Below are 24596 nucleotides of genomic sequence, written 5' to 3'. Positions count from 1 at the left end.
TTCATTCCTTGGTGGAGGCGTCGTCGCCGGCGGTGTTGTCGGTGCCATCGGCTTCGCTGCCCTCGGCGTAGGCGCCTTGCTCGTTCGCATCGTTCTCGACGATGCGCTGCAGGCCCGACAGCTTCGCGCCGTCGTCCAGCGCGATCAGGGTCACGCCTTGCGTGGCGCGGCCCAGCTCGCGGATCTCGGAGACGCGGGTGCGCACCAGCACGCCCTTGTCGGTGATCAGCATGATTTCGTCGTCCGGATGGACCAGCGTGGCGGCCACGACGCGGCCGTTGCGCTCGCTCTGCTGGATCGCGATCATGCCCTTGGTGCCACGACCGTGGCGCGTGTACTCGGTGATGGCGGTGCGCTTGCCGTAGCCATTTTCGGTGGCGGTCAGCACGCTCTGGTTTTCGTCTTCGGCTACCAGCATCGCGATCAGGCGCTGATCGGGTTCGAGCATCATGCCGCGCACGCCGCGGGCGGTGCGGCCCATCGGGCGCACATCGTCTTCGTCAAAGCGCACGGCCTTGCCGCCGTCGCTGAACAGCATCACGTCGTGCTTGCCATCGGTCAGCGCGGCACCGATCAGGTGGTCGCCTTCATCCAGGTCCACCGAGATGATGCCGGCCTTGCGCGGGTTGCTGAAGTCCTTCAAGGAAGTCTTCTTGACCGTGCCCATGGCCGTGGCCATGAAGATGAAGTGATCTTCAGGGAAGCTGCGGAACTCGCCGGTCAGGGGCAGCACGACGGTGATCTTCTCGTCCTGCTGCAGCGGGAACATGTTGACGATGGGTTTGCCGCGCGAGTTGCGCGAGCCCTGCGGCACTTCCCAGACCTTCAGCCAGTAGACGCGGCCGCGGTTGGAGAAGCACAGGATCCAGTCGTGCGTGTTGGCGATGAAGAGCTGGTCGACCCAGTCGTCTTCCTTGGTCTGCGTGGCCTGCTTGCCGCGGCCGCCGCGCTTCTGCGCGCGGTACTCGCTCAGCGCCTGGCTCTTGATGTAGCCGGTGTGCGAGAGCGTGACCACCATGTCGGTGGGCGTGATCAGGTCTTCGGTGCCGAGCTCCTGCGCGTTGTGCTCGATCACGCTGCGGCGGGCGCCCAGCTTGGTCTGGCCGAACTCCAGCTTCACCTGCACCAGCTCTTCGCTGATGATGGTCGTCACGCGGGCCGGTGTGGCCAGGATGTCCAGCAGATCGGCGATCTGGGCCATCACGTCCTTGTACTCGGCGACGATCTTGTCCTGCTCAAGGCCGGTCAGGCGCTGCAGACGCATCTGCAGGATTTCGCTGGCCTGGTCTTCCGAGAGGCGGTAGAGGCCGTCGTCCTGCATGCCATAGGCGGCGGGCAGGCCTTCCGGGCGGTAGGCCAGGCTGCCGCCTTCGGCGCGGCTCAGCATCTCGCGCACCAGGGACGAATCCCAGCTCTTGCTCATCAGCGCCGTCTTGGCCACCGGCGGCGTCGGCGAGGTCTTGATGGTCTCGATGAACTCGTCGATGTTGGCCAGCGCAACGGCCAGGCCTTCCAGCACATGGCCGCGCTCGCGGGCCTTGCGGAGCTCGAAAATCGTGCGGCGGGTCACCACCTCGCGGCGGTGCTCCAGGAAGACCGTGATCAGGTCCTTCAGGTTGCACAGCTTGGGCTGGCCGTCGATCAGCGCCACCATGTTCATGCCGAAGCTGTCCTGCAGCTGCGTCTGCTTGTAGAGGTTGTTCAGGACAACCTCGGGCACCTCGCCGCGCTTCAGCTCGATGACGACGCGCATGCCGGACTTGTCCGACTCGTCCTGGATGTGGCTGATGCCCTCGATCTTCTTCTCGTGGACCAGCTCGGCTATGCGCTCCAGCAGCGTCTTCTTGTTAACTTGATACGGAATCTCGTCAACGATGATGGCCTGGCGCGCGCCCTTGTCGATGTCCTCGAAGTGCACCTTGGCGCGCATCACCACCTTGCCACGGCCGGTGCGGTAGCCATCACGCACGCCATTGATGCCGTAGATGATGCCGGCAGTCGGGAAGTCGGGTGCCGGGATGATTTCCATCAGCTCGTCGATCGAGCAGTCCGGGTTCTTCAGCGAATGCAGGCAGGCGTCGACGACCTCATTCAGGTTGTGCGGCGGGATGTTGGTGGCCATGCCCACGGCAATGCCGGAGGAGCCATTGACCAGCAGGTTCGGGAGCCGCGTCGGCAGAACCAGCGGTTCCTTGTGGCTGCCGTCGTAGTTCGGCCCGAAATCGACGGTTTCCTTGTCGATGTCGGCCAGCAATTCGTGGGCGATTTTGTCGAGGCGAATTTCGGTATATCGCATCGCCGCCGCGTTATCGCCGTCGATGGAGCCGAAATTACCCTGGCCGTCGATCAGCATGTGGCGCAGGCTGAATGGCTGGGCCATCCGCACGATGGTGTCGTAAATCGCCGAGTCGCCGTGCGGGTGATATTTACCCATGGTTTCACCGACCGCCTGTGCCGACTTGCGGTACTTGGCGTTGTAGGTGTTGCCCATCTCGTTCATCGCGAACAGCACGCGGCGATGCACCGGCTTCAGGCCGTCGCGAGCATCGGGTAGGGCGCGCCCAACGATCACGCTCATGGCGTAGTCGAGGTAAGAGCGGCGCATCTCCTCTTCAAGGCTGATGGGCAGTGTTTCCTTGGCGAACTGGGTCATGCGCTGGGCGCGGCTCGCACCCTTGCGGGCGGGCCGAGATGCTATGGATTCGGAAGCGCAGATTCTATTCGCGCCGCGCTGTAGTACCTGCGCAACAATGGTGCGGCAGCGCCCAGCGCCGGGGCGCCACAATGCAGGCGGACAAGTGCCCTATGGCACAATCGTTGAGTCCCTGGGAGAAACCCGCATGTGCGGTGTTCTGCTTAGGTTTCAATCCCCGTGTATGGGCATTCTCGCAGGGTCACTGCGGCATTCCTTGAGAGGAGAATCATGAAGAAATTGAATCGCGTGGCGTCGCTCTTCGCAGTCGCTCTTGTCGCCAGTTCCGGTGCATTCGCTCAAGCTTCGGCACCGCAGGTGATCGACAACTGGCGCGCCACCGACGGTACCGTCTGGAAGAACGGCACCAACGAATATTGCTGGCGCAACAACTTCTGGACGCCGGCCACCGCCGCCAAGGATTGCGACGGCGCTCCCAAGCCCGTTCCGGTCGCCGCACCGGCTCCTGCACCGGCCCCCGCTCCTGCACCGGCCCCAGCTCCCGCACCGGCTCCGAAGCCTGCTCCTGTCGCCCCGGCCGCTCCGGTCAGCGAAAAGGTCACCTTCGCTGCTGACGCCTTCTTTGACTTCGACAAGGCTGTCCTGAAGCCCGAAGCCAAGTCCAAGCTGGAAGACCTGGTCAGCAAGACCAAGGGCATCAACCTCGAAGTCATCATCGCCGTCGGCCACACCGACAGCGTCGGTAGCGACGAGTACAACCAGAAGCTGTCGGTCCGCCGCTCGGAAGCCGTCAAGGCCTTCCTGACGGGCCTGGGTGTCGAGAAGAACCGCGTCTACACCGAAGGCAAGGGCGAGAAGCAGCCCGTGGCCGACAACAAGACCGCTGAAGGTCGCGCCAAGAACCGCCGCGTCGAGATCGAAGTGGTCGGCACGCGCAACCGCTAAGCACTCGCTGAGCACTCGGTTCGCCGAGTCTCAAACCTCCCCTGGGAGGTTCGACAAAGCCCCGCCCCGGCGGGGCTTTTTACTTTCCGCCATCCGCTACGATTGCGCCCGCCATGACGATCAATGCCGACCCCCAAGAGCTGGCCAAATTCGGCGAGCTGGCCCACCACTGGTGGGATCCCGAGAGCGAGTTCAAACCGCTGCACCAGATCAACCCGCTGCGCCTGGCCTGGATCGACGGCCTGTGCCCGCTCGCTGGCCTGAGAGCCCTGGATGTGGGCTGCGGCGGTGGCATCCTCGCCGATTCGATGGCCCGCAAGGGAGCCCAGGTCCTGGGCATCGACCTCTCGACCAAGCCGCTCAAGGTGGCCCAGCTTCACGCGATGGAAGCCGGCACCGAAGGCGTGGACTACCGCGAGGTCGCCGTCGAGGCGCTGGCCGCTGAGCAGCCCGCCAGTTTCGACGTGGTGACCTGCATGGAAATGCTGGAGCATGTGCCCGACCCCGCTTCCGTGGTGCAGGCCTGCGCAACGCTCGTCAAACCGGGCGGCTGGGTGTTCATGTCGACGCTGAACCGCAACCTCAAGTCCTTCATGCTGGCCATCGTCGGCGCGGAATACGTGTTGAAGATGCTGCCGGCCGGCACGCATGAATACGCCCGCTTCATCAAGCCCAGCGAACTGGCCCAGTACTGCCGCAACGCTGGCCTGGAGCTGCACAGCAGCAAAGGTCTGAGCTTCAACCCGCTGACCCAGCACTACAGCCTGGGCACCGACACCGACGTCAACTACCTGCTGGCCCTGCGCAGACCCGCATGAGCGCGGTGATGGCGATGAACAAGCCCGCCCTGGGCTCTGCGCTGCGTGCCGTGCTGTTCGACCTGGACGGCACCCTGGTCGACAGCGCCCCCGACCTGGCCGGCGCCACCAACGAGATGCTGCTGGCGCGCGGCCTGCCGGCCCTGCCGGTGGACTACCTGCGCCCCATGGTCGGCGCCGGTGCGCGCGGCATGATGGGCCTGGCCTTCCAGTGCACGCCGCAAGACCCGCGCTTCGAGGCTCTGAAAGCCGAGTTCTTCGACCGCTACGAACTGCGTTTGTTACAGCAGACCCAGGCTTTTGCTGGTGTCCCTGAATTGCTGGACGCGCTGGAGGCCGATGGCCTCGCCTGGGGCATCGTCACCAACAAGTCCGAACGCTTTGCCTTGCCCCTGACCGCCGGCCTCGGCCTCGCTGTGCGAGCCGCGGCCGTGATTGGCGGCGACACCACGCCGCACACCAAGCCCCACCCGGCGCCGCTCCTGGAAGCCGCACGCCGCGCCGGCGTGGCACCCGAGCACTGCATCTACGTGGGCGACGACCACCGCGACATCCTGGCCGGCCGCGCCGCCGGCATGCAGACGGTGGCTGTGTCCTGGGGCTACCTGGGGCAGGGCGAGGCCATCGAGGACTGGGGCGCCGACCTGATCGCTCACACGCCCGCCGAGCTGCTGCGCTGGCTGCGCGCTTGAGTGAATCTGGCGCATATCCTGATGGTTATTCTTGGCCGCCGCTCTGCATAAATATGCAAGGCGGGGTCTTGAACTTCGACCAACTGGCATAATCTGCAGTCTTCTGGGGCCGACCAGGTTTCGACGTGGGTGCGGATCCGGAGTGGGGCATGCCGAGGACCAGTCACCTCGTAAATCCATCTGGAAACAAAGTAACTGCAAACGACTCTACGTTCGCACTCGCTGCTTAATTGCAGATGAGCTTCTCAACGGTTGGCCAATGGGCCGGGCTCAAGTCGCAAGACCGAAAGCTGAGAAGTCACTCACATTGGCTGGTTCCTTGCCGGGTCACTCGGCAGGGGACGAGATTCAGTGACTGGCGGGAAAGCTAGCGTGCCCATGCGCGAGTTGACCGCGAGATTCAAATCAGAAGGCTAAGCATGTAGATCTGCCCGGTGATGGCTGACGGACGGGGGTTCAATTCCCCCCGGCTCCACCAAACAAGCATCAGCGAGATGCACAAGAGTGCGAAAGGCCCAAGTTGATAGCAACTTGGGCCTTTTTCTTTGCTTGCCTTGCTGCTGCTGCGCAGTTCGGGTGAGCCGGGGAATTGAACCCCCGTCCGAGAGCGGCGGCGTGCAGCCGGTGCGATCAGCGCCGCATCATCAGCTCCCTGATCACATGCACCGGCGCACTCCCATAACTCAGGAACTGCTCATTGAATCCCTTGACCTTGAACTTGTCGCCGAGCTGGGCCTTGCGGGCTTCGCGCAGTTCCATGATCTCGCTGTAGCCTGAGAAGTAGCTGGTCAGTTGCACCGAGCTGAGTTGCACGCGGCGCCATTTTTCGCGGGCTTCCTGTTCGGTCTGGAAGGCCTGGCGGATCAGCATGTCCAGGGCCTCGGCTTCGCTGATGCCCTTCACGTGCACGCTGTAGTCGAGGATGGTGTTGGTGACGCTGCGCAGGTTCCACTTGCACCACATCAGCCACATCTCGGGCTCGTTGCCGCCGTAGCCGCTCTCCAGCATCAGGCGTTCGCTGAACACGGCCCAGCCTTCGACCATGGCGCCGTTGCCGAACAAGGCCTTCACCAGCGAAGGCGACTTGTTGGCGTAGACCAGTTGCGTGTAGTGGCCAGGAATGGCCTCGTGGATGTTGAGGATCTGCAGCATCCAGTGGTTGTATTCGCGCAGATTGCTCTCGGCTTGCGCGTCGCTGATGTCGTCCATCGGCGTCACGTTGTAGTAGGTGCGGTCCTGCGGGCGGTAGGGGCCGGGGGCCTCGATGCCGGCGCCGGCCACGCCGCGCTGGTAAACCGGCGTTTCGCGCACCACCAGGGGCTTCTTGGCGTCCATGGTGAGCAGGTCGTGCTTGATCACCCAGTCCTGCAGCACCGGGATCTGGCGGCGGATTTCCTTGAAGAAATCGGCGCGGGCCACGTGGCGCTCGCTGAGCTTGGCGATGACCTGGCCGACTTTGGCGGTGCGGTCGGCGGGCTTGGGCGCGTCGCCGAGGGTCTTGGTCCAGAGCTGGTCGGCGAGCTGGTCCATCTGCGCCAGCAGTTGCTCGCGTGCGGCCAGGGCCTTCTCGTAGGTCTGCTCGGCCGTGCGGCCGGACTGGATGTCGAGTTTGAACTTGGGCTCGTACAGGGCCGCGCCAATGCGGAAGGAGCGGGCGCTGGCCGGGTTGGCGAGCAGGTTCTTCTCTATGCCCTTGAGGAAGTCGACCTGACCGTTGATCGCGGCCTTGGCAGCGGCGATGCGCTCGGCCAGCAAGGCCTTCTCGGCCGGCTTCAGGGCCTTGGCGGCCTGGCCGGCCTTGGCCACGTCGTCCAGCACGCTCACATTGCCCGGTGCCTGCCGGATGGCCAGTTGCGTGTGCTCCAGCGTCGGGTGCTTGATGCTGGCCTGGGTGGCGAGGTAGTAGGCCGGGATGCTGGCAATGCGCTCGGACAGCGCGCGCAGGCGCTTGGGCAGCGGCGCGTAGTCGGTGCTGAGCATCAGGTCCAGTGCGCCAGCCACGCCGTAGCCGGCCGGGTTCCATTCGAACTCGCGGAAGGTGGCGAGGTAGAAACGGTCGGACTCAAGCTTGTTGCGCAACTGGGCCAGATCGGTGCGCTGGTTGACGGTGAGCTTCGCTTCTTCAACGGCGGCAAAGCGCTGGAGCCAGTCTTCTGCGAAAGCCAGTTGCCGCGCCCGCGTTGCCGCGTCTGGCAGGGGCAGCTTGGTGGCTTGCTCGTAGCGGCCGGCGTAGAGCGCGGCATCCGGGTCGACCTGCCACAGCGCTTCGATGAACTGATGCCTCAGTCGATTGAAGGCCGGGTCTTGCGCCTCGGCCTCGCTGGCGCTCGCTTTGGCTGGCGTGGCGGCCTGGACTGCAGGGGCGGCGCCCAGTGTCAGCGCGGCCAGCAGGCCGGCTGTGGTCAGGGCGGTACGGATGAAATTGTTCTTGGGCATGGGCTTCTTGTCTCCTCGAAGCCCGGCAGCATAGCGGCATCAACCCAGCAGCCAGCCACTCACCCGGTAGGTCACGAAGGCAGCGAAGTAGGCGAGGCCGAACAGATAGCCCGCCATGATCAGCGGCATGCGGTAGCCGCCGGTCTCGCGCTTGACGGCGGCCAGCGTGGCCATGCATTGCGGCGCGAACACATACCAGGCCAGCAGCGAGAGCGCCGTGGGCAGGCTCCAGCTCTGCGCGATCAAGGGGCTCAGGGCCTGGGCCGCGTCTTCGGCGGTGGAGGAGAGCGCGTAGACCGTGCCCAGCGCGCTGATCGCCACCTCGCGGGCGGCAAGACCTGGTACCAGGGCGAGGCTGATCTGCCAGTTGAAGCCGATCGGCTCGAAGATCACGGCCAGGCCGCGCCCCAGCCAGCCGGCGATGCTGTACTGGATGGGGGCGCCAGTGGCGCCTTCGGGCGCGCCCGGGAAGCTCGACAGCGCCCACAGCGCGATGGTCAGGATGAGGATGATGCCGCCCACGCGGCGCAGGAAGATCTCGGCCCGCTGCCACAGGCCGATGGCGATGTTGCGCGGATGCGGCCAGTGGTAGGTGGGCAGCTCCATCATCAGCGGCCGGGTCTGCTTGCCGCCCGTGAAGCGCTTGAGCACCCAGGCCACGGCCATGGCGCCGACGATGCCAGCCAGGTACAGGACGAAGAGCACCAGGCCCTGCAGCTCGATGCCGCCCCAGAGGCTGCGCTGCGGGATGAAGGCGCCGATCAGCAGGGCGTAGACGGGCAGTCGGGCCGAGCAGGTCATCAGCGGCGCGATCATGATCGTCACCAGGCGGTCGCGCGGGTTGGCGATGGAGCGCGTGGCCATGATGCCGGGGATGGCGCAGGCAAAGCTCGAGAGCAGCGGGATGAAGCTGCGGCCCGAGAGGCCGACCGAGCCCATCATGCGGTCCAGCAGGTAGGCGGCGCGAGGCAGATAGCCCGACTCCTCCAGCACGAGAATGAAGAAGAACAGGATCAGGATCTGCGGCAGGAAAGCCAGCACGCTGCCGGCGCCGGCAATGATGCCGTCGACCAGCAGGCTGCGCAGCCAGTTGTCGGGCAGCAGGGCCGTGGCTTGATGGCCCAGCCAGGCCACGCCGGCCTCGATCAGGTCCTTGGGCGGCTCGGCCCAGCTGAACACGGCCTGGAACAGCAGGAAGAGCAGCACGGCCAGCAGCGCCGGCCCGAAAACGGGATGCAGCACCCAGCGGTCCACACGGTCGCTCGGCAGCTCGCTGCTTTGGGCTGCCAGGCCCAGTTCGCCGAGGATGCTGTTGACGCGGGCCTGGTCCGCCTGTTCGACCTGGTCATGGCCGCCAATGCCCGAGATCTGCAGAGGGCGCCAGTTGTCGCGCTGCTCCAGCACGGCGGTCAGCTCGGCTATGCCTTCGCCGTGGGTGGCAACGGTCTTGATCACGGGCACACCGAGGCTGCGCGACAGCGCCTCGGCATCGATGTGGATGCCGCGTCGCGCTGCCAGGTCCGCCATGTTCAGGGCCACCACGCAGGGCAGGCCCAGGCGCTGGATGCCCATCAGGAGGCGCAGGTTGCGGCGCAGGTTGGTGGCGTCGAGCACGCAGACGACCAGATCAGGCTGGCGCTCGCCCTTGGCGCGGCCGGCCAGCACGTCGCAGGTCACGCGCTCGTCGGGCGAGCGCGGGTAGAGGCTGTAGGTGCCGGGCAGGTCGAGCAGGCGGAGCAGCTTGCCGCTGCTGGTCTTGATGCGGCCTTCCTTGCGCTCGACGGTCACGCCGGCGTAGTTGGCCACCTTCTGGCGGCTGCCGGTCAGGCGGTTGAAGAGGGCGGTCTTGCCGCAGTTCGGGTTGCCCACCAGGGCCAGTTGCAGGCCGGGCGGATGGACGTGGATGGGGGCGGTGTGCTGTGTCATGCCGCTTCAGGTCGCGGCATGCACGCTGATGCAGGCCGCCTCGGCCTTGCGCAACGCGAAAGTGGAATGGCCGATGCGCACCACCAGCGGGTCGCCGCCCAGTGCGGCCCGCGCCATCAGGCGCACCGGTTCGCCGGGCACAAAGCCGATCTGCTCCAGCCAGGGGCCCCATTCCGGCGCTTCGGCCGGTGCCTGGACGGCATGGACCAGCATGCCGGCGCCGATCTGGGCGTCGGCCAGGGTGGTGTGAGAGTGGGTGGGCTTCATGGGCTTGGGCAGAGCAATGAAGCGCATCTTAAACGAGATTGATTCTCATTGTCCTGGTCGGGTGCCTGAATCGGCACGTTCTTTGACGCCCCGCAATGGTGCCTGCATCAGCCTCCCCAAATGGATGCGCCGCAGCTGCTTTCAGAATTTGCGCAAACGCGCCAATGCTGGGGCGCAAACGTTTAGTATTTCCAGCAGGCTGCTTGTACACTGCGGCTCCTTAAAATGCCGGCAAAGCAGCTTCGGGCCCGGCCCGAGGGCGCGATATAAAGCGGCAGGCGCCGGGCAAGGCGCCACCTTCACAACAGCCAGATCGGTATTCCCATGAAGCTTGTGTCCTCCTCGTTCAGTCTCGGCGTGGTCGCGATGGCCTTGTCTGCGTTTGCCAGCCTGCCGGCTGCGGCCGACCCGGCGGTGATCTTCGACATGGGTGGCAAGTTCGACAAATCGTTCAACGAGTCGGCCTACCGGGGCGTGGAGCGCTGGAAGCAGGAAACCGGCAAGAACTACCTCGAGTTCGAGATCAGCAACGACACCCAGCGCGTGCAGGCGATCCGCCGCATGGCCGAGCGTGGCGCCAGCCCCATCATCTCCATCGGCTTTGCCCAGGCCTCGGCCCTGCTGCAGGTGGCCAAGGACTTCCCCAAGACCCAGTTCGCCATCATCGATGCCGAAGTGAAGGCACCCAACGTGCAGTCCGTGCTGTTCAAGGAGCACGAGGGCAGCTTCCTCGTTGGCGCCATGGCCGTGCTGTCGAGCAAGACTGGCAAGGTCGGCTTCGTGGGCGGCATGGACATTCCGCTGATCCGCAAGTTCCAGTGTGGCTACGAGCAAGGCGCCAAGGTCGCGAACCCCAAGGCCGAGGTGTTCTCCAACATGACCGGCACCACCTCCACCGCCTGGAACGACCCCACGCGTGGCGGCGAGCTCGCCAAGGCCCAGTTCGCCAAGGGCTCGGACGTGGTCTTCGCCGCAGCCGGCGGCACCGGCTCGGGCGTCTATCAGGCCGCCAAGGATGCCGGCAAGCTGGCCATTGGCGTGGACAGCAACCAGAACCACCTGCAACCCGGCACCATGCTGACCTCGATGGTCAAGCGCGTGGACGTGGCCGTTTACAACGTGCTGAAGGGCTGGACCGGCGGCGTGCAGGTGCTGGGCCTGAAGGAAGGCGGCGTGGACTACGCCATGGACCAGCACAACGCCAAGCTGGTGAGCGCCGCGCTCAAGACCAAGGTCGACGCCTACAAGGCCGACATCATCGCCGGCAAGGTGAAGGTGGCCGACTACATGGCCGACGGCGCCTGCAAGTACTGATAGCACGCGCTCTGGCATGTCTGAACTGAAACGCGGCGCGGGGGCTGCGCCTCCAGCCGTCGCCCTGTGCGAGATCGACAAGCGCTTCGGCGCCGTGCGGGCCAATCGCGGCGTGAGCCTGGCGGTGGCCGAGGGCACGGTGCATGGCATCGTCGGCGAGAACGGTGCCGGCAAGAGCACGCTGATGGCCATCCTCTACGGCTACTACCAGGCCGACGGCGGGCACATCGAGGTGCGTGGCGAGCGCGTCAGCATCGCCAACTCACACCAGGCGATTGCCCTCGGCATCGGCATGGTCCATCAGCACTTCATGCTGGTGGACACGCTGTCCTGCCTCGACAACGTGATGCTCGGCGCCGAGCCCAGCTTCTGGCTGAAGCCGGGTGCCAAGACGGTACGCGCCGGCCTGCAAAAGCTGATGGACGAGACCGGCCTGCAAGTGCGGCTGGACTCGCTGGTGGGCGACCTGCCCGTCGGTGAGCTTCAGCGCCTCGAGATCCTGAAGGCCCTCTACCGGGGTGCCCGCATCCTGATCCTGGACGAGCCCACGGCCGTGCTGACGCCGCAGGAAACCGTGCAGTTGTTCGAGACGCTGCGCAAGCTGCGCGAACGCGGCACGACCATCATCATCATCACGCACAAGCTGAAGGAAGTGATGGCCCTGTGCGATGCCGTCACCGTGATGCGCGCCGGCCAGGTGATCAAGACCTGCGCCATTGGCGAGACGAATCCTGAGGATCTCGCCGAGTCCATGGTGGGCCGCAAGGTCAACCTGGGCCGCACCGCTGGCGCTGCGAAGGCCGGCAGCGAAACCCGCCTGAGCGCCCAAGGCCTGAGCCTGCGCAACGAGCAGGGCGTGCCGGTGCTCTCCAACATCATGCTCCGCCTGCAGGCCGGCGAGATCGTCGGCGTGGCCGGTGTCTCGGGCAATGGCCAGAGCGAGCTGCTGGAAGTGCTGTCCGGCATGCATGCGCCCGACGCTGGCGAGCTGCAACTGGCCGGCCAGAAGTTTGGCGCGAGCAACTGGCTCAACCCCAGCCGGGCTCGTGAGCTGAAGCTGGCCCATGTGCCGGAAGACCGCCACCTCTGCGGCATGGTGATGAGCTTCCCGGCCTGGGAGACGGCGGCGCTGGGCTACCAGCAACAGTACGCGGCCGGGCCTTTGGGCTGGGGCATGGACCAGGCGCGCATGCGCAGCCTGACCCGCGAGATGCAGGAGCGCTTCGACGTGCGCCCGCGCGACGAGAACCTCGGCTCCAGCAAGTTCTCCGGCGGCAACCAGCAGAAGCTGATCCTGGCCCGCGAAATCGGCCAGGCGCCCACCGTGCTGCTGGTGGGCCAGCCCACGCGCGGCGTGGACATCGGCGCCATCGAATTCATCCACAACCAGCTGCGCGCCTTGCGCGATGCCGGCTGTGCCGTGCTGCTGGTCAGCTCCGAGCTGGACGAGATCCTGGCCCTCGCGGACCGCGTGGTCGTGATGAACGGTGGCCGCATTACCGGCGAGCTGGCCATCGAACAATGTGACGAGAAATCGCTGGGCCTCTTGATGGCGGCCCAGGCGAGCGAAGTGACGGAAGCCACCGCATGAGCCATCAAGCCATCTCACTGCCGCGCTGGATCGACATTGGCCTCTTGCCACTGTGGAACCTGCTGGTTGCCTTGCTGGTGACCGGCGCCGTCGTGCTGCTGATCGGGCAGAGCCCGGTCCAGGCCTTGAGCCTGCTGGTACAGGGTTCGCTCGGCAGCGTGCGTGGCCTCGGCTACACGCTGTACTACGCCACCACCTTCATCTTCACCGGCCTCGCGGTGTCGGTCGCCTTCCATGGTGGCCTGTTCAACATCGGCGGTGAGGGCCAGGCCACCTTCGGCGGCCTCGGCGTGGCGCTGCTGGCGCTGGCGCTCGGCCCGCTGCTGCCGGCGCCGCTGCTGCTGCCCTTGCTGGTGCTGGGTGCGGCCGTGTTCGGCATGGTGTGGGCGGCGATCCCGGCCTATCTGCAGGCATGGCGCGGCAGCCACATCGTCATCACGACCATCATGTTCAACTTCCTGGCCAGCAGCCTGAACGTCTACCTGCTGGTCAACCACCTGCGACCCAAGAGCAGCATGGCGGTGGAGAGCGCCGACTTCGTCGACGCCGCGCGCATGCCGGCCCTGCACGAGCTGGCTGCCAAATTCGGCGTGGAGCTGCCGTCCTCGCCGCTGAATCTGAGCCTGATCCTCGCGCTGTTGGCCTGCGCCTTTGTCTACTGGTTCCTGTGGCGCAGCCGGGCGGGCTATGCCCTGCGTGCCGTGGGCAGCGCGCCGCAGGCCGCGCATTACGCGGGCATCAAGCCGCGCATGCAGGTGCTGCTGGCCATGGGCCTGTCGGGCGCGCTGGCCGGCATGGTCGGCGTGAACGAGATTTCCGGCGTCCAGGGCAAGCTGACGCTGGATTTCGTGGCCGGTGCCGGCTTCACAGGCATCGCCGTGGCGCTGATGGGCCGTAACCATCCGGTCGGCATCATCCTCGCCTCGCTGCTGTTCGGCGTGCTCTACCAGGGTGGCGTGGAGGTGGCTTTCGAGATGCCCGGCTTCAGCCGCGAGATGGTGGTCACGGCGCAAGGCCTGATCGTGCTGTTCGCCGGTGCGATGGCGGCCGTGAGCGCGCCCATGTTCGCCAAGCTCTATGCGGCGTTCAAGAACAAGAAGGGAGCCGCCCATGGATGAGATCCTGATCGGCTCGGTGCTGGGTTCGACGCTCCGCGTCACCACGCCGCTGCTGCTCTGCGCGCTGGCCGGCCTCGTGTCGGAGCGTTCCGGCGTGATTGACATCGGCCTCGAAGGCAAGATGCTCGCCGCTGCCTTTGCAGCAGCCGCTGTCGCCAGTCTCACCCATTCCACCGGCTTTGGGCTCGTGGCCGCCATTGGCGTGGCCTGCCTGTTCTCGCTGATCCACGGCTTTGCCTGCGTCACCAATCGGGGCGACCAGGTGGTCTCGGGCGTGGCGCTCAACATGGTGGCGGCGGGCCTGACCGTGGTGCTGGGCATTGCCTGGTTCAAACAGGGCGGCCAGACGCCGCCCGTCGATGCCGATGTGCGCCTGACCGGCCTGATCCCGGCCTGGAGCGAGCCGGCTGGCGCGGCCGATGCGCTGGGTCCCTGGCTGGGCGCCATCGTCGGCCATGGCCTCTTGAGCCACAACATCCTGGTCTACCTGGCCTTTGCCGGCGTGGCCGGCGTCTGGTTTTTCCTGCAGCGCACCAAGCCGGGCCTGCGCCTGCGCGCCGTGGGTGAGAACCCGGCGATGGTCGATGCGGCCGGTGTCTCGGTCACCAAGCTGCGCTACGCCGCCCTGATGATCAACGGCCTGCTGTGCGGCCTCGCGGGCAGCTACCTGGTGCTGGCGCAGAACGCTTCGTTCTCTCCCAACATGACCGCAGGCCGTGGCTTCATCGCCCTGGCCGCCATGATCTTCGGCAAGTGGAAACCGCTGCCGACGATGTTCGCCTGCCTGCTGTTCGGCTTCCTCGACGCCGTGGCGATCCGCCTGCAAGGCGTGTCGCTGCCGGGCATCGGCGAGGTGCCTGTGCAGGCCATCCAGGCTTTGCCTTATCTGCTCACCGTGGTGCTGCTGGCCGGCTTCATCGGGCAGGCGCTGGCGCCCAAGGCGCTGGGCCGACCCTACATCAAAGAGCGCTGAAGGAACGCCGATGTTCGAGATTTCCGACGCGCTGCGGCAGCAATTGCTGGCCGCCTCGCTGGGTGCGCGTCAACATTCGCATTCGCCTTACTCGAAGTACGCGGTCGGTGCCGCCGTGCTGGACGAGCAGGGCCGCATCCACGTGGGTGCCAACATCGAGAACGCCGCCTATCCTCAAGGCTGGTGCGCCGAGACGACGGCCCTCGGCGCGATGCTGATGGCGGGCGGCCGCAGCGTGAAAGCGGTGCTGGTCACCGGCCCGGGTCCCGACGTCATCACGCCCTGCGGCGGGTGCCGGCAGAAGCTGCGCGAGTTCGGCGGCCCGGACCTGCTCATCATTGCCGGCGACCCGCGCGGCATCCAGCAGCAATGGACCCTCGAGGACCTGCTGCCTTTCAGTTTCGGCCCCGAGCATCTGAAGCTCTGAGCATCACAGGAGAACAACAATGATCGACAACAAGACCCTTGAACCCAAGATCGCCGACACCGTGGCCAAGCTGAACGCGCTGTTCGGCGCTGCGCCGGCCGTGGCCGTGGTGCTGGGCTCCGGCTGGGCCGGTGCCGTGAGCCATGTGCAGGACGCCAAGCATCTGGCCTACACCGAGCTGCCGGCCTTCCCGCAGCCGAAGGTCGAAGGCCATGTGAACGAGATCGTCGTCGGCAAGATCGGCGAGCAGGCCGTGGTGATGCTGCGCGGCCGCGCGCACACCTACGAGAGCGGCGATTGCACTGGCATGGCCGGCGCCTTGCGCAGCCTCAAGCGCTGGGGCGTGCAGGTCGTGATCCAGACCAATGCCTCGGGCTCGCTGCGTGCCCACACGCCGCCGGGCAGCCTGATGCTGATCGCCGACCACATCAATGCACCCCAGCGTTCGCCGCTGATCGGCGAGCAGGGCAGCGAGCGCTTCGTCGACATGAGCACGGCCTATGACCTGGAACTGCGCCAGCACGCCAAGAAGATCGCGCAGACCCAGAACCTGATGCTGGGCGAGGGCACCTATTGCTGGGCCGTGGGGCCGCAGTTCGAGACGCCGGCCGAGATCCGCATGTTCGCCGCCTGGGGCGCCGATGCCGTGGGCATGAGCACCGTGCCCGAGACCATCCTCGCGCGCCATGCCGGCCTGCGCGTGATGGGCCTGGCGCTGATGACCAATATGGCGGCCGGCCTGTCGGCCGAAGCGCTGACCCATGCGCTGACCTTGCAGCAGGCCCAGGCCTCGGGCGAGCGCGCCTCGGCCTTCCTGGCCGCCGTGATCAGCAGCCTCGCTGGCCTGGAATCGCTGAAGGCCTGACGCGATGCCCAAGCTTGAGCAAGCCGCGCGTCAAGCGCTGCAATGCCTGGACCTGACCAGCCTGAACGACGGCGACACCGCCGCCGACATCGAAGCCCTGTGCCGCCGCGCCCAGACGGCGCACGGCCCGGTGGCCGCCGTCTGCGTCTGGCCGCGCTTCGTGGCCCAGGCCCGCTCGCTGCTGCCCAAGGCCATCAAGGTCGCGGCCGTGGCCGACTTCCCCGACGGCGCGCTGGACCTGCCGCGCGCCCTGGCCGATATCGCCGCCATCGCGCAAGCCGGTGGCGATGAGGTGGACGTGGTCCTGCCCTACCAGGCCTTGATCGCCGGGCAGGGCAGCGAGGTGGCCGAGTTCCTGGCCGAGGTGCGCCACGCCAGCCAGCCGCTGACCCTGAAGGTGATCATCGAAAGCGGCGAGCTGAAGACGCCCGAGCTGATCGCCGAGGCCACGCGCCTGGCGCTGATGGCCGGTGCCGATTTCGTCAAGACCAGCACCGGCAAGACGCCGGTCTCGGCCACGCTCGAGGCGGCGGCCGTGATGCTGAACGAGATCAAGGCGAGCGGCCTCGCCAACGCCGGCTTCAAGGCCAGCGGCGGCATCCGCACGGTGGCAGATGCCGCCGCCTACATCGAGCTGGCTACGGCCAAGCTGGGTGCAGACGCGGTGCAGCCGGGGCGCTTCCGTTTCGGCGCGAGCGGCTTGCTGAACGACATCGAGGCGCAGCTGTCGGGGCGTACCGCTGCTGCGTCTACCAGCGGCTATTGAGTTAGAAGAAAAGCAGGTTGTCCATGCTGGCCCAAGAAATCATCCGCGCCAAGCGCGACGGTCGTGCGCTCGACGAAGCGCAGATCCAGAACTTCGTGCGCGGCCTGGTGGACGGCAGCTGGAGCGAAGGCCAGGTGGCCGCCCTCGGCATGGCCGTGTTCCTGCGCGGCATGGGCCGCGACGAGGCCGTGCTGCTCACCCGCGCGATGATGAACTCGGGCCGCGTGATGCGCTGGCCTGACATGCCCGGCCCGGTGCTGGACAAGCATTCCAGCGGCGGCGTTGGCGACAAGGTCAGCCTGATGCTGGCGCCCATGGTGGCGGCCTGCGGCGGCTATGTGCCGATGATTGCCGGCCGGGGCCTCGGCCACACCGGCGGCACGGTGGACAAGCTCGAAGCCATTCCCGGCTACCGCGTCACACCGCCGCCGGAAGACTTTGATCGCATCGTCCGCACGCTGGGCTGCGCCATCATTGGCCAGACCGGCGACCTGGCTCCGGCCGACAAGCGCTTCTACGCCACGCGTGATGTGACAGCCACGGTCGAGAGCGTGCCCCTGATCACCGCCAGCATCCTCTCGAAGAAGCTGGCCGCCGGCCTCGAAGGCCTGGCCATGGACATCAAGTGCGGCAATGGCGCCTTCTGCGATACCCGCGAGATGGCGCAAGACCTGGCCGAGAGCATCGTGGCCGTGGGCGGCGGCGCCGGACTGAAGATCCGCGCCCTGATCACCGACATGAACGAGGTGCTGGGCTTCGATGCCGGCAATGCCATCGAGATCCGCGAGACCATCGCTTACCTGCGCGGCGAGGTGCGCGAGCCGCGCCTGCACGAGGTGACGCTGGCGCTGTGCGCCGAGATGCTGGTGCTGGGCGGCTTGGCCGCCGACACGGCGGCCGCGCGCATCAAGCTGCAGGCCGCACTGGACAGCGGTGCTGCCGCCGAGAAGTTCGCCAAGATGGTGGCGGCCCTTGGCGGCCCCGCCGATCTGATGGACAAGCCCGACGCCTACCTGGCGAAGGCTCCGGTCATCGTGCCGGTGCCTGCGCAGCGCGCCGGCTTCCTGAGCCAGGTCAGCACGCGCGACATCGGCCTCGCCGTGGTGGAGTTGGGTGGTGGTCGACGCCAGGCCAGCGACAGCATCGACATGAGCGTTGGCTTCAGCAATTTCCGCCATCTGGGCGACAAGCTGGCAGCTGGCGAACCCATTGCCATCGTGCATGCGGCTGATCAAGCTGCGGCCGAGCGAGCCATCGCGGCGGTGCAGCAAGCCTGTGTGCTGTCCGACGTGGCCGTGGCCGCCACGCCCATCGTGATGGGCAGCGTTGGCTAAACTGCCGGCCCTGTTCTTGATTCCGAGTTCCCATGCCTGCCGACCCGTCCGATCAGCCCGTCCCTCCCGTCCAGCCGGAGGCGACTGACACCTCCAAGCACCGCCCGATCAAGAGCTTCGTCGTGCGGCCGGGTCGCATGGGCACGGGCCAGGTCAAGGCGTTGGCCGAGCTGGGCCCGCGCTTTGTGCTGCCGTTCAAGCAGGAGCGGCTGAAGCCGGCCGAGGCCTTCGGCCGCACAGCACCGGTGGTGTTCGAGATCGGCTTCGGCATGGGTGCCGCCACGGCACAGATCGCCACAACCTTGCCCGAGATCGACTTCATCGGCTGTGAGGTGCACGAGCCCGGCGTCGGTGCGCTCTTGAAGCTGATCGGCGAACAGGATCTGAAGAACATCCGCATCTTCCAGCACGATGCCGTCGAGGTGCTGGAGCACATGATCGCGCCCGGCTCGCTGGCCGGCATGCACATCTTCTTCCCCGACCCCTGGCACAAGAAGCGCCACAACAAGCGCCGCCTGATCCAGGCGCCCTTCGTGGCCAAGCTGGTCAACTACCTGGCCCCGGGCGGCTACCTGCATTGCGCCACCGACTGGGAGCCCTATGCCCAGCAGATGCTCGAAGTGCTGAGTGCAGAACCGGCCTTGCAGAACACGGCCGACGGCTATGCCGAGAAGCCGGCCTACCGCCCGCTGACCAAGTTCGAGAACCGCGGCATCAAGCTGGGCCACGGTGTCTGGGACCTGGTGTTCAAGCGTCGCCCTGCGGCGCCTTGACCAGGCTGGCAGCGGCCAGGATCACCAGGCCCACGGCCAGCGGCAGGGTCGCAATGAAACCCAGTTGCTTGAACCCCAGCGCCCCAAACAGGCCGCCGACGAAGAAGGCCAGCACCAGGCTGGCATGAATTCGCAATCGGCGGCGGTTGGCGAGCACCTTGGGCTGAGACCCGCCCCGGTTCCAGTAGGCCAGTTTGCCAAGTTCAAGGCCCAGGTCGGTCAGCAGTCCCGTCACATGCGTGGTGCGGATTTCCGCATTCGAAATCTTGGTGATCAGGGCGTTCTGCAGCCCCATCACGAAGCACAGCAGCAGCGCGGTCAGGGAAACCCGCTCGATCTGGTGCGGCAGCAACTGGCTGCCGATCAGGCCGAAGGCCAGCAGCAGCAGGGCCTCGAGCACCAGCGTCGGCACAAAGGCCCAGGCCGGCCGGTGGCGGCGGCTGAAGTTCACCAGCAGGGCGCAAGTCGACGCGCCTGTCACGAAGCTCAGCACGGCCAGCAGGGCGCCGAGTGCCGCCGAGATTTGGGCCAGCGCCAGGCTGTCGGCGGCCATCGAGACCATGCCCGTCATGTGCGAGGTGTACTGGCCCACGGCCAGGAAGCCACCGGCGTTCAGCGCGCCGGCCACGAAGGCCAGGCCGGCTCCGAGGTGCAGGTTCGCCCGCGCAGTGCGCACCGGCGAGGCGAGTTCGGCGAGGTAGTCGACGGGCATGGGAGGCGGCAGCGCGACAGGGTAGCGGGGAGGGGCTCAACCATAGCCGCTTTGGCCGGGCCTGCTAGAGTGCGCACCCATGTCGGATGCACAGCTACCACTCCAAGGCAGGCATGTCCTGCTCGGCCTCTCCGGCGGCATCGCCTGCTACAAGTCTGCCGAGCTGGTGCGCCTGCTGAGCAAGGCCGGCGCCACCGTCCAGGTCGTGATGACTGAGGCAGCCGAGCAGTTCATTACTGCCGTGACCATGCAGGCTTTGTCCAACGGGCCGGTGCTGACCAGCCAGTGGGACGCCCGCGAGCCCAACAACATGGCCCACATCAATCTGAGCCGCGAGGCCGACCTGATGCTGGTGGCCCCGGCCAGCGCCGACTTCATCGCCAAGCTGGCCCAGGGCCGGGCAGACGAGTTGCTGAGCCTCACCGCGCTGGCGCGCCCGATGGAACGCTGCCCGCTGCTGGTCGCTCCAGCCATGAACCGCGAGATGTGGTCGCACCCGGCGACGCAGCGCAATGTGGCGCAGATCGCGGCCGACGGTGCCACGCTGCTCGGCCCCGGCAATGGCGACCAGGCCTGCGGCGAGATCGGCGATGGCCGCATGCTCGAAGCGGCCGAACTGCTGGACGAGGTGATCGCCTTCCTGCAGCCCAAGCTGCTGGCCGGCAAGAAGCTCTTGATCACGGCAGGCCCGACCTTCGAACCCATAGACCCGGTGCGCGGCATCACCAATTTGTCCAGCGGCAAGATGGGCTTTGCCATCGCCCGTGCCGCGCGTGAAGCGGGCGCCGAGGTCACCCTGGTGGCCGGCCCGGTGCATCTGCCCACGCCGCGTGGCGTGCGCCGCATCGACGTGCAGACGGCTCAGCAGATGTTCGATGCCGTGCTGCCAAGCGCCCCGCGCCACGATGTGTTCATAGCCACAGCGGCCGTGGCTGATTGGCGCCCAGCGGCCAGCAGCGAGCACAAGATCAAGAAGGATGGTTCCGGCACGGCGCCCAGCATTGCGATGGCCGAGAACGCCGACATCCTGGCCTCGGTCGCCGCCCTGAAAGATCGACCCTACTGCGTCGGCTTCGCCGCCGAAAGCCAGGACCTGCTGAAGCACGCCAGCGAGAAGCGCCTGCGCAAGAACATCCCGCTGATCGTCGGCAACCTCGGCCCGGCCACCTTCGGCCGCGATGACAACGCCTTGCTGCTGATCGATGCAGCAGGCAGCCGCGAGATTCCCCACAACGACAAACTGAGCCTGGCGCGCGAACTGATTCGCGAGATCGCCGCGCGACTCCCACGATGACCACTGTTGACCTGAAAGTGCTCGATGCCCGCATGGCCGAGCAGCTGCCCGCCTACGCAACCCCCGGCAGCGCCGGCCTCGATCTGCGTGCCTGCCTCGATGAGGCGATCACGTTGGAGCCCGGCCAGACCACGCTGATCCCGACGGGCCTCGCGATTCACATCGCCGATCCGGGCCTGGCCGCGATCATCCTGCCGCGCTCGGGCCTGGGCCACAAGCATGGCATCGTGCTCGGCAATCTGGTCGGCCTGATCGACAGCGACTACCAGGGCCAGCTGATGGTCAGCTGCTGGAACCGCGGCCAGACGGCTTTTGTGATCAACCCCATGGAGCGCATCGCCCAGCTGGTGCTGGTGCCGGTGGTGCAGGCCACGTTCAAGCGGGTCGATGAATTCGATGCCAGCCACCGGGGAGAAGGTGGCTTCGGCTCGACCGGAAAAACCTGATCAGTGCAAGGGCTCGTCGGGAGGCGCGCCGTTCGTCACAAGACTGAACACCGGCTCGCCGATGGAGCCGGCTTCCAGTTCCTCTTCCGTCGCTTCGCGCACGTCGCGCACCTTCAGGTACATGCGCAGGCCGATGCCGGCGAGCGGGTGGTTGCCGTCCAGCACGACATGCTCGGGGTAGACCTCGGTGACGGTGTAGATCGCGTCCGGCGGCATGTTCTCGGTGGCAGCGCCTTCGGGCATGCCTTCGAACTGCATGCCAACAGCCACGTTCTCGGGCATCAGCGTGCGTGATTCAAAGCAGACGAGGCCGGAGTCGTAGTCGCCGAAAGCGTCTTCGGGCTCCAGGGCCACGCTGGCTTCGAAGCCGGCCTCCTGGCCGTCAATGGCTTCCTCGACCTTGGTGAACAGGTCCTGGCCGCCGTAGAAAAACTCAAGCGGCTCGGCCAGTTCGTCGATCAACTGGCCTTGGGCGTCTTCGAGTCTCCAGCTCAGGGAGACCACGCAGGGGGCGGAAATTTGCATCGCCGGATTGTTTCATACCCGCGATGCCGCGAAGCGCAGCACGGCTTTGCAGCCGGGCCCGTCCTCGCGCGGCGAGAGGCTCAGCGCGCCGCCATGGGCCTCGGCGATCTGGCGGCACAGCACGAGGCCTATGCCCGTGCCCTCGGGCTTGGTGCTGTAGAAGGGCACGAAGAGATTGGCCGGGTTGGCGATGCCCGAGCCCTGATCCAGCAGGCAGAGCTGCAGCGGCTCGGGCTGGCATTGCAGCAACAGCGGCGCGCCGCCGGCCTCGACGCCGTTCTTCAAGAGATTGATCAGGAGCTGCTCGATCTGCGCCGGGTCGCCGTAGAAGGGCAGGGGACCGGGGGCCTGGAACTGCAGTTGCAGTTTGGCCTCGGGCAGCATGGCCGGCAGGCGCTGCACCAGTTCCGCCAGGTCGAACACGCGCTTGCGCGGCTCCGGCAGGCGCGCGAGGGCGGCATAGCGGCGCACGAACTCGGCCAGGTGCTGCGAGCGCTCCTGCATGATGGCCAGGCCTTCGTCCAAGTCCTGGTTCAGGTCCTGGTTCAGCTTGCCGCCGTCGGCCCCGAGCTGCTTGCGCAAGGTGGCGCTCAGGCTGGCGATAGGCCCGAGCGAGTTGTTGACCTCATGGCTCAGCACCCGAAGCAGCCGCCGCCAGGCCTGCAGCTCCTCGTTGCGCAGCACCTGCTTCAGGTCGGTGATGAAGAGCAACTGCTGCTCCTGGCCCTCGACCTGGTAAGTCTGACGCCTCAGCCGCCACAGGCCCGCCGCACCGGGGAAGACATGCTCATGCAAGCGCTCCACATCGGCCTCCAGCAGCGAGGCGAGGCCCAGCGATTCGGCGCTGCGGCCGAGCACGGCCTCGCGCGGTTGCTGAAGGAGCGCGAGCGCGGTCGGGTTGGCAAGCAAAAGGCGCTGCGCGGGGTCGAACACGCAGATCGCCACGTCGATGCTGTCGACCACGCTGTCGACGAGCCGCAGCGCTTGCTCGGAGCGCAGGCGCTCGCGGTGCAGCACCTCGGCCAGGCGGTTGATCTGCTCGCCGAGTTCGTCCTGCTTGCTGGCGCGCCGCAGGCGCAGGCTGTAGTCGCCGATGGCCATGCCTTCGACCACATTGCCTATGGTCTGCAGCTGGAACTCGGCGCGCGTGCGCAGCGCCCAGGCCGCGCCCAGCCAGATGGCAGCGCTGCCGGCGAGCAGCAGCAGCTTGGGATAGATCAGCCAGGGCAGGGGCCACACCAGCACCAGAAGGGCCACCCAGGCCGGCGCGCCGCCCAGCAGCGCCAGCGCGAACAGCTGGTTCTTGAAGCCCAGGCGCGAGCGCGGGGTGTTGCTCACAGGCCGTGCTTCTCGAGCCGGCGGTAGAAGGCCGAGCGGCTGAGCCCCAGTGCCTGCGCGGCCTGCAGCGCATTGCCGCCGGAGCGCCGCAGCGCGGTGGCGATCAGCAGCTTCTCGGCTTCGTCCAGCGTCATCGCCTCGGGGTCGAACGAGGACGAGGCCTGCGGCGCGAGGCCGAGGTCGGCCGCCGTGATCTGCTCGCCGCTGGCCAGCAGGCTCACCCGCTCCATGCAATGCGCCAGCTCGCGCACATTGCCCGGCCAGCGGTGCAGGGCCAGCGCGCGGCGCGCCTCGTCGGACCAGGCGCGCAGCGGCCGCCGGTAGCGCTCGGCGAAGCGGGCCAGGTAGAGGTCGGCCAAGGCCTGGATGTCCTCGCCGCGCTCGCGCAGCGGTGGCAGGTGCAGTTGCACGCTGTTCAGGCGGTACAAGAGATCGCGGCGGAACAGGCCTTGCTCGACCATCTGCGTGAGGTCGGCATTGCTGGCCGCGATCAGGCGCACGTCGGCGCGGCGGGCCTTGGCCGCGCCCAGGCGCTCGAACTGTCCGCTCTCGAGCACCTGCAAGAGCTTGGCCTGCTGGTTGAGCGGGATGTTGCCCACCTCGTCGAGGAAGAGCGTGCCGCCATCGGCCAGCTCGAAGCGGCCGATGCGGGCCTGGCGCGCATCGGTGAAGGCGCCGCGCTCATGGCCGAACATCTCGCTCTCGAACAGGCTGTCCGGGATCGCGCCCATGTTGATGCTGATGAACGGGCCGGCCGCCCGCGCCGAGGCCTGGTGGATGGCCTGCGCGAGCTGGGTCTTGCCACTGCCGTTCTCGCCGGTGATCAGCAAATTCACGTCGGCGCCGGCCACGGCCTGCACTTGCAGCATCAGGGCCTGCATGGCCGGCGAGCCGCTGACCCAGGGCCGCGCCGGCGAGGCCGACGCTTTCAACAAGGCGTTTTCGGCTGCGAGCCGTTGGCTGGCCTGGCGGCTCAGGCGCAGCTGGCTCAGCGTGCGCAGCATGCTGGCCAGGCGGTTGTTGTCCCAGGGTTTTTCGATGAAGTCGCTGGCCCCGAGGCGCATGGCCTCGACCGCCAGGGCTACCGTGCCCCAGGCTGTCATGGCGATGATGGGCAGGCCAGGGTCCTGGCTGCTGATCTGCCTGATCAGGGCCAGGCCCTCGGCACCCGAGGTGGTGTCGGCGGCGTAATTGAGGTCGGCCAGCAACACGGCGGGTTCGCAGGTCGACAGCTGGGCCAGCGCCTGCGCCGGCGAGTCGGCCAGTTCGACCTCGTAGCCCTCGCTTCTCAGGAAGATGCGCAGGGCTGCGCGCACGGCGGCATCGTCATCGACGACCAGGATCAGCGGTTGGGCGGGCATGCGGGCGGGTTCTGAGTTGCGC

Annotated in this window: 22 protein-coding genes and 1 other RNA gene; 15 read left to right on the top strand and 8 right to left on the bottom strand. The window is 66.8% G+C overall.

Annotated elements, in window-relative coordinates; translation table 11 throughout:
* Window position 1: 1 nt before the first annotated feature.
* Window positions 2-2653 carry a DNA gyrase subunit A gene (gyrA, locus tag J7U46_RS02120; protein WP_282823171.1) on the bottom strand — a complete coding sequence of 884 codons (2652 nt, stop codon included), beginning with the start codon at window positions 2651-2653 and terminating at the stop codon, window positions 2-4.
* A gap of 270 nt (window positions 2654-2923) precedes the next feature.
* On the opposite strand from gyrA, the gene ompA reads away from it, so the two are divergent.
* The 4 genes from ompA to ssrA all read left to right on the top strand — a co-directional run bounded on the left by ompA (window position 2924) and on the right by ssrA (window position 5586).
* Complete coding sequence (gene ompA, locus J7U46_RS02115) at window positions 2924-3598, top strand: outer membrane protein OmpA (protein WP_282823170.1); 675 nt, start codon at window positions 2924-2926, stop codon at window positions 3596-3598.
* A 113-nt stretch (window positions 3599-3711) separates the two neighbouring features.
* Complete coding sequence (gene ubiG, locus J7U46_RS02110; protein WP_282823169.1) at window positions 3712-4416, top strand: bifunctional 2-polyprenyl-6-hydroxyphenol methylase/3-demethylubiquinol 3-O-methyltransferase UbiG; 705 nt, start codon at window positions 3712-3714, stop codon at window positions 4414-4416.
* Window positions 4413-5108 carry a phosphoglycolate phosphatase gene (gph, locus tag J7U46_RS02105; RefSeq protein WP_282823168.1) on the top strand — a complete coding sequence of 232 codons (696 nt, stop codon included), beginning with the start codon at window positions 4413-4415 and terminating at the stop codon, window positions 5106-5108. Before ubiG ends, gph begins: the two co-directional genes overlap by 4 nt.
* A gap of 105 nt (window positions 5109-5213) precedes the next feature.
* Window positions 5214-5586, top strand: a transfer-messenger RNA (tmRNA) gene (gene ssrA, locus J7U46_RS02100).
* Between the two features lie 152 nt (window positions 5587-5738).
* Here ssrA and J7U46_RS02095 read toward each other — a convergent pair.
* Genes J7U46_RS02095 through J7U46_RS02085 form a run of 3 tightly spaced genes read right to left on the bottom strand, consistent with a single transcriptional unit; the run spans window position 5739 to window position 9737 of the window.
* The gene (locus J7U46_RS02095; RefSeq protein WP_282823167.1) at window positions 5739-7544 is read right to left on the bottom strand and encodes a DUF885 domain-containing protein; all 1806 of its coding nucleotides are present in this window, start codon (window positions 7542-7544) and stop codon (window positions 5739-5741) included.
* 39 nt (window positions 7545-7583) lie between these two features.
* Window positions 7584-9470 (bottom strand): ferrous iron transporter B, encoded by a 1887-nt coding sequence (locus J7U46_RS02090; protein WP_282823166.1) that lies wholly within the window; start codon window positions 9468-9470, stop codon window positions 7584-7586.
* A 6-nt stretch (window positions 9471-9476) separates the two neighbouring features.
* The gene (locus J7U46_RS02085) at window positions 9477-9737 is read right to left on the bottom strand and encodes a FeoA family protein (RefSeq protein ID WP_282823165.1); all 261 of its coding nucleotides are present in this window, start codon (window positions 9735-9737) and stop codon (window positions 9477-9479) included.
* Window positions 9738-10061: 324 nt separating this feature from the next.
* On the opposite strand from J7U46_RS02085, the gene J7U46_RS02080 reads away from it, so the two are divergent.
* From J7U46_RS02080 to trmB, 9 genes are read left to right on the top strand one after another with little or no spacing between them, the layout of a single operon-like run.
* Window positions 10062-11051 (top strand): BMP family ABC transporter substrate-binding protein, encoded by a 990-nt coding sequence (locus J7U46_RS02080; RefSeq protein ID WP_282823164.1) that lies wholly within the window; start codon window positions 10062-10064, stop codon window positions 11049-11051.
* Window positions 11052-11067: 16 nt separating this feature from the next.
* Window positions 11068-12642, top strand: a complete 1575-nt coding sequence (locus J7U46_RS02075; RefSeq protein ID WP_282823163.1) for an ABC transporter ATP-binding protein — start codon at window positions 11068-11070, stop codon at window positions 12640-12642.
* Window positions 12639-13760 (top strand): ABC transporter permease, encoded by a 1122-nt coding sequence (locus J7U46_RS02070; protein WP_282823162.1) that lies wholly within the window; start codon window positions 12639-12641, stop codon window positions 13758-13760. Before J7U46_RS02075 ends, J7U46_RS02070 begins: the two co-directional genes overlap by 4 nt.
* Entirely contained in the window at window positions 13753-14733 is a 981-nt protein-coding gene (locus J7U46_RS02065) for an ABC transporter permease (RefSeq protein ID WP_282823161.1), read from the top strand. The genes J7U46_RS02070 and J7U46_RS02065 overlap by 8 nt, the downstream gene beginning before the upstream one ends.
* Window positions 14734-14743: 10 nt before the next feature.
* Window positions 14744-15160 carry a cytidine deaminase gene (cdd, locus tag J7U46_RS02060; RefSeq protein ID WP_282823160.1) on the top strand — a complete coding sequence of 139 codons (417 nt, stop codon included), beginning with the start codon at window positions 14744-14746 and terminating at the stop codon, window positions 15158-15160.
* A gap of 19 nt (window positions 15161-15179) precedes the next feature.
* Window positions 15180-16025, top strand: a complete 846-nt coding sequence (locus J7U46_RS02055; protein WP_282823159.1) for a purine-nucleoside phosphorylase — start codon at window positions 15180-15182, stop codon at window positions 16023-16025.
* A gap of 4 nt (window positions 16026-16029) precedes the next feature.
* Window positions 16030-16791: a deoxyribose-phosphate aldolase gene (deoC, locus tag J7U46_RS02050; RefSeq protein ID WP_282823158.1), complete on the top strand. Its 762-nt coding sequence runs from the start codon at window positions 16030-16032 to the stop codon at window positions 16789-16791.
* Window positions 16792-16814: 23 nt separating this feature from the next.
* Complete coding sequence (deoA, locus tag J7U46_RS02045; protein ID WP_282823157.1) at window positions 16815-18125, top strand: thymidine phosphorylase; 1311 nt, start codon at window positions 16815-16817, stop codon at window positions 18123-18125.
* 32 nt (window positions 18126-18157) lie between these two features.
* On the top strand, window positions 18158-18898 hold the full coding sequence (gene trmB, locus J7U46_RS02040; protein WP_282823156.1) for a tRNA (guanosine(46)-N7)-methyltransferase TrmB: 741 nt from the start codon (window positions 18158-18160) through the stop codon (window positions 18896-18898).
* Here the strand turns inward: trmB and J7U46_RS02035 are convergent.
* A complete protein-coding gene (locus tag J7U46_RS02035) occupies window positions 18873-19610 on the bottom strand; it encodes a YoaK family protein (RefSeq protein WP_282823155.1) in 738 nt (245 codons plus the stop codon). The genes trmB and J7U46_RS02035 overlap by 26 nt on opposite strands.
* A 79-nt stretch (window positions 19611-19689) precedes the next feature.
* On the opposite strand from J7U46_RS02035, the gene coaBC reads away from it, so the two are divergent.
* Window positions 19690-20904 (top strand): bifunctional phosphopantothenoylcysteine decarboxylase/phosphopantothenate--cysteine ligase CoaBC, encoded by a 1215-nt coding sequence (gene coaBC / locus J7U46_RS02030; RefSeq protein ID WP_282823154.1) that lies wholly within the window; start codon window positions 19690-19692, stop codon window positions 20902-20904.
* Window positions 20901-21350, top strand: coding sequence for a dUTP diphosphatase (dut, locus tag J7U46_RS02025; protein WP_282823153.1), 450 nt, complete (start codon window positions 20901-20903; stop codon window positions 21348-21350). Before coaBC ends, dut begins: the two co-directional genes overlap by 4 nt.
* Here the strand turns inward: dut and J7U46_RS02020 are convergent, their stop codons facing one another.
* From J7U46_RS02020 to J7U46_RS02010, 3 genes are read right to left on the bottom strand one after another with little or no spacing between them, the layout of a single operon-like run.
* Window positions 21351-21875 (bottom strand): peptidylprolyl isomerase, encoded by a 525-nt coding sequence (locus J7U46_RS02020; protein ID WP_282823152.1) that lies wholly within the window; start codon window positions 21873-21875, stop codon window positions 21351-21353.
* Between the two features lie 12 nt (window positions 21876-21887).
* Entirely contained in the window at window positions 21888-23213 is a 1326-nt protein-coding gene (locus J7U46_RS02015) for an ATP-binding protein (protein WP_282823151.1), read from the bottom strand.
* Entirely contained in the window at window positions 23210-24574 is a 1365-nt protein-coding gene (locus J7U46_RS02010) for a sigma-54 dependent transcriptional regulator (protein WP_282823150.1), read from the bottom strand. The genes J7U46_RS02015 and J7U46_RS02010 overlap by 4 nt, the downstream gene beginning before the upstream one ends.
* Window positions 24575-24596: the final 22 nt, after the last annotated feature.

The sequence above is a fragment of the Pelomonas sp. V22 genome, assembly GCF_030014915.1.
Taxonomy (GTDB): domain Bacteria; phylum Pseudomonadota; class Gammaproteobacteria; order Burkholderiales; family Burkholderiaceae_C; genus JAUASW01.
Note: the sequence above shows the minus strand (reverse complement) of the source record. Positions and strands in the feature narration are given on the sequence as shown.

Bases quoted from the DNA above. Each gene is read 5' to 3' on its own strand.
- J7U46_RS02010 (WP_282823150.1), bottom strand. From the start codon at position 24,574: ATGCCCGCCCAACCGCTGATCCTGGTCGTCGATGACGATGCCGCCGTG.
- cdd (WP_282823160.1), top strand. From the start codon at position 14,744: ATGTTCGAGATTTCCGACGCGCTGCGGCAGCAATTGCTGGCCGCCTCG.
- coaBC (WP_282823154.1), top strand. From the start codon at position 19,690: ATGTCGGATGCACAGCTACCACTCCAAGGCAGGCATGTCCTGCTCGGC.
- J7U46_RS02080 (WP_282823164.1), top strand. From the start codon at position 10,062: ATGAAGCTTGTGTCCTCCTCGTTCAGTCTCGGCGTGGTCGCGATGGCC.
- ompA (WP_282823170.1), top strand. From the start codon at position 2,924: ATGAAGAAATTGAATCGCGTGGCGTCGCTCTTCGCAGTCGCTCTTGTC.
- J7U46_RS02085 (WP_282823165.1), bottom strand. From the start codon at position 9,737: ATGAAGCCCACCCACTCTCACACCACCCTGGCCGACGCCCAGATCGGC.
- J7U46_RS02065 (WP_282823161.1), top strand. From the start codon at position 13,753: ATGGATGAGATCCTGATCGGCTCGGTGCTGGGTTCGACGCTCCGCGTC.
- J7U46_RS02055 (WP_282823159.1), top strand. From the start codon at position 15,180: ATGATCGACAACAAGACCCTTGAACCCAAGATCGCCGACACCGTGGCC.
- deoC (WP_282823158.1), top strand. From the start codon at position 16,030: ATGCCCAAGCTTGAGCAAGCCGCGCGTCAAGCGCTGCAATGCCTGGAC.
- trmB (WP_282823156.1), top strand. From the start codon at position 18,158: ATGCCTGCCGACCCGTCCGATCAGCCCGTCCCTCCCGTCCAGCCGGAG.
- J7U46_RS02020 (WP_282823152.1), bottom strand. From the start codon at position 21,875: ATGCAAATTTCCGCCCCCTGCGTGGTCTCCCTGAGCTGGAGACTCGAA.
- gyrA (WP_282823171.1), bottom strand. From the start codon at position 2,653: ATGACCCAGTTCGCCAAGGAAACACTGCCCATCAGCCTTGAAGAGGAG.
- deoA (WP_282823157.1), top strand. From the start codon at position 16,815: ATGCTGGCCCAAGAAATCATCCGCGCCAAGCGCGACGGTCGTGCGCTC.
- gph (WP_282823168.1), top strand. From the start codon at position 4,413: ATGAGCGCGGTGATGGCGATGAACAAGCCCGCCCTGGGCTCTGCGCTG.
- J7U46_RS02090 (WP_282823166.1), bottom strand. From the start codon at position 9,470: ATGACACAGCACACCGCCCCCATCCACGTCCATCCGCCCGGCCTGCAA.
- J7U46_RS02035 (WP_282823155.1), bottom strand. From the start codon at position 19,610: ATGCCCGTCGACTACCTCGCCGAACTCGCCTCGCCGGTGCGCACTGCG.
- J7U46_RS02075 (WP_282823163.1), top strand. From the start codon at position 11,068: ATGTCTGAACTGAAACGCGGCGCGGGGGCTGCGCCTCCAGCCGTCGCC.
- J7U46_RS02070 (WP_282823162.1), top strand. From the start codon at position 12,639: ATGAGCCATCAAGCCATCTCACTGCCGCGCTGGATCGACATTGGCCTC.
- ubiG (WP_282823169.1), top strand. From the start codon at position 3,712: ATGACGATCAATGCCGACCCCCAAGAGCTGGCCAAATTCGGCGAGCTG.
- J7U46_RS02095 (WP_282823167.1), bottom strand. From the start codon at position 7,544: ATGCCCAAGAACAATTTCATCCGTACCGCCCTGACCACAGCCGGCCTG.
- dut (WP_282823153.1), top strand. From the start codon at position 20,901: ATGACCACTGTTGACCTGAAAGTGCTCGATGCCCGCATGGCCGAGCAG.